General features: G+C 31.7%; 12 protein-coding genes, 9 tRNA genes and 1 rRNA gene. 2 read left to right on the forward strand and 20 right to left on the reverse strand.

What is annotated here, in order from left to right; translation table 11 throughout:
• Window positions 1–18 precede the first annotated feature (18 nt).
• Window positions 19–1,083 carry a general secretion pathway protein GspK gene (locus BX659_RS07150; RefSeq protein ID WP_097017319.1) on the reverse strand — a complete coding sequence of 355 codons (1,065 nt, stop codon included), beginning with the start codon at window positions 1,081–1,083 and terminating at the stop codon, window positions 19–21.
• Between the two features lie 536 nt (window positions 1,084–1,619).
• Between BX659_RS07150 and hcp the strand changes: the two genes are divergently transcribed.
• Window positions 1,620–2,969, forward strand: a complete 1,350-nt coding sequence (gene hcp, locus BX659_RS07155) for a hydroxylamine reductase (protein ID WP_097017320.1) — start codon at window positions 1,620–1,622, stop codon at window positions 2,967–2,969.
• A gap of 73 nt (window positions 2,970–3,042) precedes the next feature.
• On the opposite strand, the gene BX659_RS07160 is transcribed toward hcp, so the two are convergent.
• From BX659_RS07160 to BX659_RS07190, 7 genes are all read right to left on the reverse strand, one after another.
• Window positions 3,043–3,435 (reverse strand): hypothetical protein, encoded by a 393-nt coding sequence (locus tag BX659_RS07160; RefSeq protein WP_097017321.1) that lies wholly within the window; start codon window positions 3,433–3,435, stop codon window positions 3,043–3,045.
• A 281-nt stretch (window positions 3,436–3,716) separates the two neighbouring features.
• The gene (locus tag BX659_RS07165) at window positions 3,717–5,492 is read right to left on the reverse strand and encodes a sensor domain-containing diguanylate cyclase (RefSeq protein ID WP_172431856.1); all 1,776 of its coding nucleotides are present in this window, start codon (window positions 5,490–5,492) and stop codon (window positions 3,717–3,719) included.
• A 709-nt stretch (window positions 5,493–6,201) separates the two neighbouring features.
• A complete protein-coding gene (locus BX659_RS07170) occupies window positions 6,202–6,969 on the reverse strand; it encodes an inositol monophosphatase family protein (protein ID WP_097017323.1) in 768 nt (255 codons plus the stop codon).
• A 46-nt stretch (window positions 6,970–7,015) separates the two neighbouring features.
• Window positions 7,016–7,726 (reverse strand): YetF domain-containing protein, encoded by a 711-nt coding sequence (locus BX659_RS07175; RefSeq protein ID WP_097017324.1) that lies wholly within the window; start codon window positions 7,724–7,726, stop codon window positions 7,016–7,018.
• Between the two features lie 100 nt (window positions 7,727–7,826).
• Window positions 7,827–8,537, reverse strand: coding sequence for a YetF domain-containing protein (locus BX659_RS07180; RefSeq protein ID WP_097017325.1), 711 nt, complete (start codon window positions 8,535–8,537; stop codon window positions 7,827–7,829).
• A gap of 120 nt (window positions 8,538–8,657) precedes the next feature.
• A complete protein-coding gene (locus BX659_RS07185; protein WP_097017326.1) occupies window positions 8,658–10,001 on the reverse strand; it encodes a hypothetical protein in 1,344 nt (447 codons plus the stop codon).
• 160 nt (window positions 10,002–10,161) lie between these two features.
• Complete coding sequence (locus BX659_RS07190) at window positions 10,162–10,434, reverse strand: late competence development ComFB family protein (protein ID WP_097017327.1); 273 nt, start codon at window positions 10,432–10,434, stop codon at window positions 10,162–10,164.
• Window positions 10,435–10,783: 349 nt separating this feature from the next.
• On the opposite strand from BX659_RS07190, the gene BX659_RS07195 reads away from it, so the two are divergent.
• Window positions 10,784–11,488, forward strand: a complete 705-nt coding sequence (locus BX659_RS07195; protein WP_097017328.1) for a hypothetical protein — start codon at window positions 10,784–10,786, stop codon at window positions 11,486–11,488.
• A gap of 95 nt (window positions 11,489–11,583) precedes the next feature.
• On the opposite strand, the gene BX659_RS07200 is transcribed toward BX659_RS07195, so the two are convergent.
• From BX659_RS07200 to rrf, 12 genes are all read right to left on the reverse strand, one after another.
• Complete coding sequence (locus BX659_RS07200; protein ID WP_097017329.1) at window positions 11,584–12,123, reverse strand: tryptophan transporter; 540 nt, start codon at window positions 12,121–12,123, stop codon at window positions 11,584–11,586.
• Between the two features lie 304 nt (window positions 12,124–12,427).
• Window positions 12,428–12,679: a hypothetical protein gene (locus BX659_RS07205; RefSeq protein WP_018249789.1), complete on the reverse strand. Its 252-nt coding sequence runs from the start codon at window positions 12,677–12,679 to the stop codon at window positions 12,428–12,430.
• A gap of 257 nt (window positions 12,680–12,936) precedes the next feature.
• Window positions 12,937–13,013, reverse strand: a tRNA-Pro gene (locus tag BX659_RS07210).
• Window positions 13,014–13,020: 7 nt separating this feature from the next.
• A tRNA-Gly gene (locus BX659_RS07215) sits at window positions 13,021–13,097 on the reverse strand.
• Window positions 13,098–13,210: 113 nt separating this feature from the next.
• Window positions 13,211–13,286 (reverse strand) — tRNA-Met (locus BX659_RS07220).
• 93 nt (window positions 13,287–13,379) lie between these two features.
• Window positions 13,380–13,455 (reverse strand) — tRNA-Lys (locus tag BX659_RS07225).
• Window positions 13,456–13,461: 6 nt separating this feature from the next.
• Window positions 13,462–13,537 (reverse strand) — tRNA-Thr (locus tag BX659_RS07230).
• A 57-nt stretch (window positions 13,538–13,594) separates the two neighbouring features.
• Window positions 13,595–13,671: transfer RNA gene (locus tag BX659_RS07235), tRNA-Asp, on the reverse strand.
• A gap of 97 nt (window positions 13,672–13,768) precedes the next feature.
• Window positions 13,769–13,844: transfer RNA gene (locus tag BX659_RS07240), tRNA-Val, on the reverse strand.
• Between the two features lie 105 nt (window positions 13,845–13,949).
• Window positions 13,950–14,025, reverse strand: a tRNA-Glu gene (locus BX659_RS07245).
• A gap of 7 nt (window positions 14,026–14,032) precedes the next feature.
• Window positions 14,033–14,107 (reverse strand) — tRNA-Gln (locus BX659_RS07250).
• A 9-nt stretch (window positions 14,108–14,116) separates the two neighbouring features.
• Window positions 14,117–14,211: ribosomal RNA gene (gene rrf / locus BX659_RS07255) — 5S ribosomal RNA — on the reverse strand; the annotation flags it as partial.

Consider the following 14,211-nt stretch of genomic DNA (forward strand, 5'->3'; position numbering starts at 1 on the left):
TGCCTCCATAAGTCATTTTTAGCTTTCAGCCCAGTTAATTATCTTTATCTTATAAGAATCCCTGTTTGTCTTTAATCTTTTTACAATAATTTTTAAATTTTTCTGAATCTTCATCTCCTTAGAAAGACTCTTGACCTTAATAGAAAAGTATTTTGAATAGGTACTGAAATAAACATTAAGCAAATCAAACTCTTCACCTCTAAAGATATTGAGATGGTTCTGTAGCTGTTTAAAGTCTTTAATCTGATAATTATCACGGTAGTTAACAATCAGGCTAGTATAACGACTGGATGATTTAGAGTCTTTATCTCTGCTTATCAGTATTCTCTCTATTAATACATCTAAGAGCTCTTTAGAAACTAAATTGATATTTATCCTGCCCTCTGTACTTAAATATGGTTTTATCTTATCAAAGCTAGTCATATCTAGACCAGCAATTAAATTAGGGAGCTCATCGACTAGCTTTATCACTTTATCCTCTCTGCGAAGCCTAGTAAGCTCTTGGATGATTATATCCCTTTGACTTTCATCAACATCTCTTAGTTCTAATAACTTCTCTAATGAGTCTAAACGGGAATAGTTAACATTAAAATTACCATAAGTAATAACCTCTTTAGGAACTAAATCAAAGCTAAATTTCTTATAATCCTTATCATAATTCTCCTCTATAATCTCCTTAGCAAAAGATAAGTTAGGAAATAAATCACTCTTCTCTATCTCCTCAGTTAAGTCTTTACTCCACCATTTTAAACTAGATAGTATTCGATAAGGATCATAATTAAGATTTAATCTACTTCCAATCTCCTCTACCTCCACTTGACAGTCTATATCACTACCAAATTCAAAATCTAGCTCTTTAACTATCATCCCTTCAATATCACTATAATCAATCTCTTCTTTTAAAGTATCTATACCATACATTAGTCCTGAGAGTGCTGCATTTCTTACTTCTCTTCTCTTTAAATCATTTCTTGTCAATAAATTATTTATATTGGTCTCATCTGCCAAATTAGCAAAGATAACCCCAACTATAACTATAATCCACAATACAATTATTAGGGCATAGCCCTTTTCATCATTCACAGATCTTCTCTCCCTAAATCATAATAAATTCAAATATTACAATATATAATCTAGTAATATATATATTTCTAGATTATAATTAAATTTCCTCCAACTTAGATAAATTAGCTGATTATCATCTAAAATTAACTTTAATCCCTGTTACTAATTAAATTCAGATATAAAATAGTGGCTGTTAATGGGTATATTGCGACAGTTTAGCTACTAGCTTCTGGCCTCTCCTACGGGTTTAAAAATCATAAACCCTCCGTGATAAATCTGCTATTAGCTAAGAACTTATAAACCTAGAGGCTAGTAGCCAGTAGCGGATTTATCACAAAGGGCTTGTTTTTAGCCCTGAAGGAGTGGCTATTAAAAAGTGTCGTAATATCATTAAATTATATCACTTTTTTTCTATCACTACACCCCAATAAAGTGAAAGATTTAAGTCTAAGTGACTTACCTCACAGAACCGATAAGATTAGTAGGGTATGATTTATATAGCAAGTGATGAATAGGGCAAATAATTTTTATTAAATATAAGGAGGAAATATAAGATGTTTGGACTTTTTAAAGGAAATGATAAGAATGAAAAGAAGGTAGAAAAGATGACTTGTGATATGTTCTGTTATCAATGTGAGCAGACACCTACAGGCGGATGTACCAAGGTTGGGGTTTGTGGTAAGAATCCTGATATCGCTAGTTTACAAGATATCATCATCTTTGGATTAAAGGGTGTAGCTGCTTATGCTACTCATGCTAGAGAGCTTGGTTATACTGATGATGAGGTTAATAATATCACTCACGAGGCTTTATACACTACTTTAACTAACTCTAACTTCAACTTAGAAGAGCATATTGGAATAGCTCTAAAGGTAGGAGAAGCTACTACTAGAGTAATGGACTTATTGGATCAAGCACATACTGATAGATTGGGAGTTCCTGCTCCAGTACAAGTCAGCCAAAATAAAGTAGAGGGTCATTCTATTGTTGTAACTGGACATAACTTATATGCTTTAGAGGAGTTATTAAAACAGACTGAAGGAAAAGGAATTAATATCTATACTCACTCTGAAATGTTACCAGCTCATGGTTACCCAGCATTAAATAAATATGATCACCTAAAAGGTAATGTCGGTAAAGCTTGGTATGACCAACGTAAGCTTTTTGCTGAATTTCCTGGTGCTATCTTGGGAACAACTAATTGTCTGATGCCTATAAGAGGAAGTTATGGAGATAGATTCTTCACTTATGGAACTGCTGGCTTAGAAGGAGCTAAGAAGATTGAAAATGACGACTTTAGTCCACTTATTGAGAAAGCATTATCTTTACCTGTAGCTAATATTGAAAGTGATGATGTATTGACTACTGGATTCCATCACCAGACTGTATTAGGTATTGCACCTGAAATTATCGAGGCTGTTAAGGCAGGAAAAATCCAAAGATTCTTCGTAATCGCTGGTTGTGATGCTCCAACTAAAGGTAGAGATTACTATAGAGAATTAGCAACTTCATTACCAAAAGACTGTGTCTTAATTACTACTTCTTGTGGTAAGTTTAGATTCAATGATGTAGACTATGGAAATGTACCAGGAACAAATATTCCTAGATATATCGATTTAGGTCAATGTAATAACTCTGGTTCTGCAGTTAAGATTGCACTTGCCTTAGCTGAAGCCTTTGATTGTGAAGTAAATGATTTACCATTGAGTATCGTCTTATCTTGGTTTGAGCAGAAGGCTGTAGCAATTCTGTTAGGATTATTCAACTTAGGAATCCAAGATATCTATGTTGGACCAAGTGTCCCAGAATTTATGAGTGAAAATGTCGTTAAAGTCTTACAAGATACCTTCAACTTACAGACTATCGGTGATGTTGAAGCAGACTTGAAGAAGATGTTAGGATAATAAAAAAGTCATCATAGCTTTAATAAAGCTATGATGACTTTTTTATTTTAGGTAATTGTATGTAAAAGCCTTGCTATATCACAGAGACCTCTACCTGTAAACCAGAATCTTCATTATAGATATCAACTATTTTATTACTTCTCAAAAGATTTGCACTGGCTTTATTTATAATTTTGTCGATATCTATACTATAATCTCTCTTTAGACGATGAATCTCTTCCTTAGATATAAATCTCTTACTCAATCTTAAGAGTTCAAGGGGAACTTCAAAATCGAATTTAGTTATTCCACCTTCTATAATCTTAATCGCCAGTATTCTACCTTCCTTAACAGTTGGAGCAGAGTTTGTTGAACTTCTACTTTGCTTCTCTGAATTCTTGATTGTATTTAATAACTGATTAACTCCATTGACCACAGCCTGACTATCCTCTAGCATCTTAAAAATATTAACACTATTATTTGACATCATAACACCTCTTTATCTAGTTATAGAGTTATTATATTTGAAGAAAAGGGATATTGTTAAAGTTTATTAAGAATATATTTGTTTAAGACTATCTGACAGTTACTAAAAACCCTCCAAAGCGCCTTGATCTATAGCTCTTATTTAATTTTTCAGATGATAGACTAAAAGCAAAAATTCTCAAAGGTTTAAACCCTTGAGAATATTTAAAAGAATATTATTCAATTTAGCCCTACAAAAATCTTACTTATATCTCTTTTATTAAAATGTGAATTTAATTCTACTCATGCTACACAGAGCCTATCTTTACCATCAATTTTAGCTTGATATAAGGCCTTGTCTGCATTGGTGATAAGCAACCTAGAGCTCTGTCCAACAGTATAAGAAGCTACTCCGATACTAACTGTCACCTTTAAGGCTAACTCCTCATAATTCACAACCATATTACGGACCAATCGGTTAATCCTTCGTCCTATTTTAATAGCATTTTCCCTACCTACTTCTGGCAAGACTACAGCAAACTCTTCACCACCATAACGAGCAACTATACCATCACCTCTTAAATTCTCCTTTAATACCTTAGCCAAGCTTCTCAATACCTCATCCCCAACTTGATGCCCGTAGGTATCATTAAAGCTTTTAAAATTATCTATATCAATCATTAATAGAGATAATTCCCTTATATTTTGACTAGACTCATCTAACTCTTTAGTCAATAAGGTTTTAAAGTAAGTTTGATTGTACAATCCTGTTAAGCCATCTTTAATAGCTCTCTCTTGAATCTCTTTCTTTTCAGTTATATCTGTTAGGATAACCATCAGTTTAAAATTATCTTTATTTTTTACCAACTTATACTCACACTCTATATGATTATTATTTATCTCCATCTCCTTTGGTAACAGATTAATCAACTCTTGACTCTTATTTAAGTTACCATTACTAGCAAACCCGAATATTCCTTTAAGTATCTTCTTGTAGTGTATCCGATCATTTTGATTTAAAAAGAGGATATCGGTAAGTTTCTTATCTGCTATATCAAACCCAAAGATATTCTTACATTCTGCACTATACTCTTTATCAACATAATAGTTACCAGAAATAGATAGAAAACCTTGACCTGCATTATCCAATAAATTCTTCATGTTAGTAACTGTAATCTCTAGATTACTACGCATATCGTTGAGATGTTCAACTAAATTTCCAATTTCATCTTGAGAGTCTACCTTTAGAGGACTGATAGATAAATTTCCACTAGCAATCTCATTGGCAAAATCAACAGCACTATTTATGGAACTGCTTATATGTTTAGCAATTAGTGATATAATAAAAGTCACAACTATCACTGTTGCAAACCCAAAGAAGAATATAATATTCCCTATTCCATTTGCAGGTGCTAAGATATCCTCCTTCTTTCCATCAACAACCAGCACCCAGTTTAATAAATTGAGCTTACTGTATGAAGCTATATACTCTTCCCCATTTCTTACATAAGTAATATAGCCATTGGACTTTATTCTAATTAAATCCTTATTAAGGGATTTATAATAATCATTCTTTACTGTCATATTTTTCTGATTATTTAAAATATCTTTTAAAAATTTCTCACCTCCATAATTATCTTTAAATTCATAGGTATCCACCTTATAATTACTCTCTGTTCCAATATCTTTACTCAAATCTTGACTATTGAATAAAACCTTCCCATTTAAATCCAATAGATATACATTTCCAGCAAAGCTGATAGTCTCTAACCCCAGCCAACGTCCATTCCAGATTATCCTCTTAATATTTTCACTGTTCAGAGAGAATATATCCTCAGAGGTTAACTTCTCTAAATCTTCCCCCACCAAAGATTGACTTATATGCCATGCAATTTCAGAAGTAGTCTGCCTTGACATTAGCATTAAATCCCTTTTTGCCATCTCCAATAATGTCTGCTTAAAATTAAAATAAGAAAAGAGGCCTAAAGTCAAAATAACCATTATAACTAAAATCAAAGATATAACAACTAACTTAGCGTAAAGACCTCTAAAGTGAAAAAAATCTTTTAATTTTGCCAACGTAAAGCTCATCTCCTTTATTATATAAACAAAATTTAATTAAAAATTATATAAATTTCAGCTAATACTATCTAGAAACTAGATTTATAATACAAATACTACAAGATCATAGGGTGCCCCAGCCCTACTATATTAAAAAATTTCACTTTAAAGATATCTCTTCTAAACCCTTAAAATCTTCGATCAACCTTACCCTTTAGTAAATTATAACTAAACAAATACCTCCTTAACTCCCCCTTTTTAAATAAAAATTAATATCACAGTAATTTAGATATTAAAACTATTGATCACTTGATAAAACAAAAGCATTAATATTACTTATATTACATTTATATACAGTTAACTGCCTATTTTATTCTATGAAAATTATTAATTCAACCTATTAAAAATTAATAACTCCTAATGTAATAAAAGGAAATTACCTCTATATTTCTACATAAAAAGATAATTTCCTTCAAGAAAAAAGGATATTTATAAGAAAAATACTAAAATTGAACATTTAATTTTTAGATATTAATTCTTATATCAAGATAAATATACCTTATATTCTCTTATTTTTAATTATATTACATTAAAAACTGGTTCTGCTAACCTTTGAAATTTAAAAACTTCAATAAGGTTTATTATCTATTTTAAAATTATAATGAACGATTATGTTTCTTTAAGTAGATCGACCTTAATTATTTCTGTATAGAATTATTTTCAATCTTTATATCTTTAATTTCTTCATAATTAGTTCCAATAATCTATTATTTGCTGCTATAATTGTTAATTTCTCTTCTTTATTAAATGTAAGTACTTTACCTTCAGCCTCCTCTATTAACAAAGCCCCTGCTGCTATATCCCAAGGTCTGAGTTCTAACTCCCAAAAACAGTCTAAAGTCCCTTCTGCTATACCACACAAGTCTAAAGCAGCACTCCCAGTCTTTCTAGTCCCCTGTACCTGTTTAACAACTTTATCAAAGTAATCAGCATTATTATCAGGATTCTCATCACGATAATAGGAAAAGTCAGTAACTAACAGAGCCTTCTCTAATCTCTCAGTAGTTGAGACCTTTATCCTTTGACCATTTAAAAAAGCCCCTTCTTCTTTAATAGCATAATATAGGTACTCTAATTTAGGAAGATAAACAAGCCCAAGGATAGTCTCATTTTGATACTGTAAGGCTATAGATATACAGAATAAAGAAAACCCATGGGTATAATTTGTTGTACCATCTAAAGGGTCTATAATCCATTGATAATCTGACCTTCTATTATCAATGCCACTCTCTTCAGAGATAATAGAATGATTAGGATACTCTGCTCTAATATAATCAATCAAAATCCTCTCAGATAATTCATCTACTTCTGTAACTAAATCATGCTCATTGCTTTTGCTTCTGACCTCAAAATTATCATGGATTCTAGCAATCTGTAATCTACCAACCTCCTTGACCCAACTTTTAACCTTTTCCAATACTTTAAACCTATCCACAGACTATCACCCTTTCATCACTGATACTTTTTTACTTATCACCATCTTAATCTTCCACCTTCTGAGTATATTGAGGCTTCTCCCCTTTTAAATCAATATATAAAGTACCATCTGTATTTAACATAGCTAACATAACTTTAGAGATATCATTAATTCCCTTATCTCTTAACTGATTATACAACCAACTAAAATCTAAATTATTCTGTTTAAGGTTCTGCTCTAAAACATCACCATCTTTGATAATCTCAGTAGCAACTCCTTTATAATTAGTGGATAGATTTAAATCCTTAAGAGTTGCAGATAGGAAAGGAGTCTTCTTTAAAACACTAAGTTGTCCAGTAGGCTCTAAGATTGCAAACTCTACCTCATTAAAATCAAATATATTCTTATTTCTTAATTGCATCTCTAATTGATCTAAATTATATCTAGCCTTGAACATATTTTCTTCTAAAATTTTACCATTCTGTATAATAACTACTGGTTCACCCTCTACTAACTTTCTAATTCTTAAACTCTTTAATGATATAAAACCCAATCCTATAGTACAGACAGTAAATATAACAGGACTTAATAAAACCCAAGCACCCTTAATAGCATTTACAATATATGCACCTGCAACAGTTCCAATAGTGACCCCTGTTACAAATTCAAAAAATGTTATCTGTTCAAGTAGCTTTCTACCGATTAATCGAGTTAAAATTGCTAATATCAAGAAAACTACCATTGTCTTCCAAATAACCTCAATATATTCTGGCATTCATCGACACTCCTATAATTTTACAATTAATAATCCCTTGCCTAGTTAAAACATAGATATATTATAGTTTCACAACAGACTTTGTTAATATAAATAATAGTTAATCTTCTACTTGCTGGGTATAAGCAGGCTTCTGCTTCTTTAAATCTAAATAGAGTGTCCCATCTGTATTTAAATGAGCTAACATTACATCAGAAATATCTGAAACCCCATTCTTTCTTAATTGATTATATAGCCAATTAAAATCTAAATTGTTCTGCCTCAAATTCTGCTCTAAAACCTCTCCATCTTTGATAATCTCTGTAGCTAATCCTTTATAAGTGGTAGATAGATTTAAATCTTTAGGAGTTACAGGTATATAGGAGCTCTTTTTTTGCACACTCAAAGTCCCATCAGATTCTAAGACAGCAAACTCCACCTCGTTTAACTTAAAAGCCCCCTTACCCCGTAATTGCCGTTCTAAATCATCTAAACTATACCTTGCTTTTAACATATTCTTCTCTAAAATCTCTCCATTTTGAATAATAACGACAGGCTCCCCTACAACTAATTTTCTAAATCTTAAACTCTTTAAAGTTAAATAACCAAGACCTACGGCACAGATTGTTAAAATGATAGGACTTAGTAACATCACATTTCCCTTTGATCTTTCAACAACATAAGTACCTGTAGCACTACCAATTGTAATGGTTGTTACAAATTCAAAGACAGATAACTGTGATAATAACTTTCTACCAATTATCCTAGCTAGGATAACCAACAATATAAAAACTACTAGAGTTCTAATTAATATCTCTATATAAGGATTCATTGTTTGATAATTCTCCTTTGATTTTCTTCTTAGTATTATCTTTAGTTAGATTTCTTATTTCTATTCTATAATAAAAAAGAAGACCAAAATAATTCTCTTAGTCTTCTTAAAAGTCATAGCTTATCTGTTATTTAGTTCCTTTAAGCCTCTTTCTAGGATTCTTCTATTTATATGCCTTCCGTTACTGACACCAATTTTATCTAAGATATCATTAACTTCATATCGATTCTTACACTCTACAACCAGTTCAAGAAATCTATTTAATAATAAATTCTTCTGCTTGAGCATTTTAAAGTCTAAAATAGAGGTCACTGTATATTCAAAATCAACTAAATTCTTGCCATCCCCAGTCTCAGCAAACCCTAATAATAAATCAGTAGCCTTGATAAAATTCACCCTTGATATGTGTGACATCTTAATAAAGGCATCTAGCCAATTAAAGGTTATATTATAATTGACCTTCTTAAAGGAAGAGATTGTAGAGAATAATCTCTCATAATCTTCTAAACTAGCTCCATCAAAATCTTGAAAGATATTGAGTAAGTTCATAGAATTTTTTATCCCTTTAGGACTTCTTTTCTTAGCTCGATATAAAAGATTACTGATAAAATCTTCAAAACCATCTAAAGCCTCCTTATTATTCCATCCCTTTAAATGGTCATAAAGCTTATCAATCGATTTACCTAAATTAGAATCAGTATTAACCTCTAAGCTCTTATATAACCACTCTTTATTATCTTTTATTGCGCTATCCTCTAATCTACTAGTAGGTAAGCTTTCTAACCTCCTTCTAAATAACCATCTATTGATTACCTTCAATTCTTTAACATTAACCCCTAGCTGAGTAAAGAAGTCATTTATACCTATTAGATTATTGATATTGATAATATTAAGAAATAACTTATTAAAAAATTCAATTTTAGTGGCTTTATCGACAGAAAGATTTAAGATAATATCAGTGGCATAGATCAATTTAGATAAATTATTAAAATTATTTTTAAACTTCTCATCTGCTTTAATAATAATTTTAGTAGCTGTAATATAATTCAACTGTTCTTCATCAGGAACTTTAACAAAGGTATCTAAAAAATCTAGAATAACTCTATCGCTTTTATCTTTTAAAACAGATATTAACTCTAATAGGCCTTCATATAAGTCTAACTTAGAATTATCACCCTCTTCTAATTTTTCAACTTGCCTTGCCTCTCCACCTTCCTCCTTATCAATTCCTTTAAAAAAATAGTCAATAAAATTATCTAATTTATCTATACTCTCTTTATCATCCTCAACCCGCAAATTATTATAGAGCTTACTAATAATTTGACCAAAATCAGATATAAATGTATGCTTCAAATAATAGCTTTTTCTGATTCTATTATAAATCAATTTATCTATATCGATTATAAAATTTTCTTTTGTTTTATTACTTTCAGAAGAGAAATTTTCCTTATCCACCCTACTCACATCTTCATCTCCCTCTCTAATTAAAATAAAAAATTTATTTTAGCTCTTTTTATAATATATTTCGAACAGATTAGATCATCAATATAACTGAGCAATGATAAAGTAAAAAGTGACAATTAATTGTCACTTTTTTTATACTTATTTAAATATGCTATTGTAATTAACGATTATGATGGGGTCTACTCTGTACCTCTTCACAAGCCTTAAGAACTACCCTATATATATCCATCTTAGTCTGTGTACTTGATAAGTCTATACTATCAACTACTACTCTCCCATTGTCACTACCTGCATATCTAGGCTTTATATTATTAAGGGCTAATGCAATTATATCATTCTTACACTGTTCACACTTACAGATATCCACTTTCTTCTCTAATACCTCGTCAACCATACTTTTAATCTCCGATTCCATCAGATTTCCAATAGCCACCTTATTTTCATCTCCCTTCTTAAGATTTAATTATAAAAAATTTCACTTATTTTAATATCTAGATCGAAAATAGATTCAAATAAAATTTATAATATTCTTAACTTAATTAATAATTCTATATCAGGTAGAAAAATTCCTTTTTATATCCTATTTATTAAAAGAACACTCTCTCCATCATAGCTATAATTAATAATTATGTTGTTAAGCTAGCTATTAAAACCCTTTAACTAAAATAATTATTAGAAGCTGTAAATCTTAAACTTTTTGCTTATAAGTAACAAGAGGATTATACACTTAAACTTAGAAGTTAATTAATGTAAGCTAAATAAGAAAGGAGAAATAGAATTATATGAAACAGCTAATCACAGCCTTAATCGCACTAGCAATTATAGTAAGTCTTCAACTTACAAGTTATGCTGAAAACTCACTTTCTCTTGAAATTTTAGAGTCTGATACCTCTTATAAATCCTTAGGAGGAGAGTTAAAATTTAAAGATAGGTGGTCTTTTAAAGGTAACTATACTTTCAGTCAAATTGACCAATATAGTATCAATTTAAATGCTAAACGCCTAGACTTGATGGTATTAAATGAGATATTCTCTACTGAAAAGATGAGTAGTCAAGTAGGAATTGGTTATAATTATGGTTCTACTCAACTATCATCTAATTACTTTCCAGATATGAATGTCTCTTCTAAAGAGCATAGTATCAGTTTAATTGGAACTGGGAAAGTAGCTTTAGATGAGAAATTATCTGGCTTTGGAGAAATCACCTATAATCCTAAAGTAAAGTTAAATGGGAGAATTAAGAATAACCAAAATGACACTCAGATCTCTGATATCACAAAAAAATATGGTGCTAAGATGGGAATAAAGATAAAATTAGCTGAGAATTTAACTACTCGTATCGGTTATAGTTTCACTAAATATCTACCAGATGATACTACCTCAAATACTGTTCAGGTAGCTAATTTTGATTTTAAAGAAAGTGATTTGAAGAAGAGCTTTAATAATAATCAATCTGCTATTTTCTTAGGTTTAGAGACTAGTTTTTAAATCATACAGACTATTAACTTAGCTTTTAATTGAATCTTCTCTGTAAAATACAAAAGCTGCTGACAAAAAAACTGTCAGCAGCTTAAATATAATCCTTAGACTATCTCTTCTCCAGAATTAAATTCAACTTTAGATACAAGACCTTTAATTTTAGCTATAATTGGATATAGCATATACAGAAAACAAGTATTTAATAAAGTAGCAGGTAATACTACAGAAATAAATAAAACCAAAAATGATTGTGGTAATGCCACTACCAAAGAGGCAGTAGTTAAAAATACAGTCCCACTTATGATAGTACCTAAAACCCCAATAATTCCCAAACTAAACTTTCTTGATAGTTTAAAATAGTCTCCCAATAAAATCAAAGTCAATACAGCTAAAGCAGTGATAGGTTTATCAAGCATATTAGCCACTTGACCACCTGGAAAAGTTGTGCTTAATGCAGAAATAATCCCAGCTAATAATCCAGATAATATTACTAATTTCTTATCTTGATAAAGTAATACAACTATAAACAGCATTAATAAACTCATATCTGGTTTCATTCCTGCTACCAAAGGAGGCATAATTTGATGTAAAACAAACCCCCCTGCCAACAATAAACTTGACTCAATAACTCTTCTCAACTCCACTCTTCTCATCTCCTCTTAAATTTCTCTTCTCATCTATTTACTAATAGTATAACTAATTATTTGTATCAAATCAATACTTAATTTCTATAATCAATCAAATTAATTTATTATATTTAACATTTAAAGTATATATATATCTTTTCTTTTATCATAATCATAGCTCCCTTAATAAATTTATTTATCTAAATTCTTTTGATAGTCTTTATATAGAAGATATATTAAATAGTTTTATCTGCACCAATCGCAAGAAATAAAGTTCTAATGAAATTATTAACAACATTATTTTAGAGACCTATAGTTTATTTTATCCAATGAACCTCAGCTCTGCTTTACTATTTAAAATTGTTATCACATTCATCGTCTCTCCTTCTAATTCACAGACAAAAATCACACCTCTATGTTCTCTTATCTCTCTTTTTCCCTTAGCAAAGCCAATCAGTCGGCTTCTTTTCACACCTTCTACTATATTATGAATAGCCTTTTGACGACTAATTGCTTTTTGACGCTGTTGATACCTTTCAATAGCATGGTCGGTTGCATAAATATAATAATCCACACCTTCACCTCCCCAAAATTAAATAAACCTATTGCTATATATATTCAACAAACTACTTGAATATAAGAATATCCTCATACCAATAATAGGAATATGATATAATTCTTTGTAATTTATTTAAATCCTTTATTTTTTTAAGTTTAATAATTAGAGGCAATATCTTAACTAGTAATTTTAATTTAACAAGCTCTATAATAAACAGGAAAAAACAAAAAATAAAAAAATCTCTATATATCATAGAGATTTAAAAATAAAAATGGTCGGAGCAGCAGGATTTGAACCTGCGACCCCCTGGTCCCAAACCAGGTGCGCTACCAAACTGCGCTATGCTCCGATGTTTTTGGAGCGGGAAACCAGATTCGAACTGGCGACACCCAGCTTGGAAGGCTGGTGCTCTAGCCAACTGAGCTACTCCCGCTTAATATTTAGTTTTGTTATTTGACTCTTGGTTGCACCTAGGGCACTCCCTATTATAAAAAGATTTTTATTTTGGTTGCACTACAAGTGCTCCGAGTGAAACGTCTTATATTTTGGTTGCGGGGGCTGGATTCGAACCAACGACCTTCGGGTTATGAGCCCGACGAGCTACCAGCTGCTCCACCCCGCGACATTATTTAGTTGACAATGTATTGTGTACAGTTTTGAAAACTAACTCTTTTTCTCTTAACTGCTCACTCTTCAGTCATTACTGCTTTTTAAATGGTGAGCCATGGAGGATTTGAACCTCCGACACCCTGATTAAAAGTCAGGTGCTCTACCGACTGAGCTAATGGCCCTAAATATGGAGCTAACTGTCGGAGTCGAACCGACGACCTGCTGATTACAAGTCAGCTGCTCTACCAGCTGAGCTAAGTTAGCACGTTTTTGCTTTTTACCTCTAGCTAATAGCTAACTACTAGAAGCTAACAAAATAAATGGCGAGGATGACGAGACTCGAACTCGCGACCTCCGGCGTGACAGGCCGGCGTGGTAACCAACTCCACCACATCCCCGTATATTAGCTAAAAGTTAATAGTGAAGAATTAATAGTTTGAAACCAAAATCTTTATAACTCTTAATTTTTAACTTTTAATTCTTAACTGAATAAAATGGTGGGCGAAACAGGACTTGAACCTGTGACCCCCTGCTTGTAAGGCAGGTGCTCTCCCAACTGAGCTATTCGCCCGCATTATTAGTTGACAGTGTATAGTGTACAGTTGACAGTTAAAATCTTAAGTTCTAAAAAGCTCTTGAACTTAACTGTTCACTGTTAATTGTAAACTGCTCTTAGTGGTACCCCCAAGGGGATTCGAACCCCTGTCGCTGGGATGAAAACCCAGTATCCTAGGCCACTAGACGATGGGGGCAAAGCAATGGCTGGGATGGCTGGATTCGAACCAACGAATGCAGGAGTCAAAGTCCTGTGCCTTACCGCTTGGCGACATCCCAACACTATAATTCTGGCAGTGACCTACTCTCCCACAAGGCTGCCCCTGCAGTACAATCGGCGCTGGAGGACTTAACTGCTGTGTTCGAAATGAGAACAGGTGTGA

The sequence above is a fragment of the Orenia metallireducens genome (assembly GCF_003001995.1).
Taxonomy (GTDB): domain Bacteria; phylum Bacillota; class Halanaerobiia; order Halobacteroidales; family Halobacteroidaceae; genus Orenia; species Orenia metallireducens_B.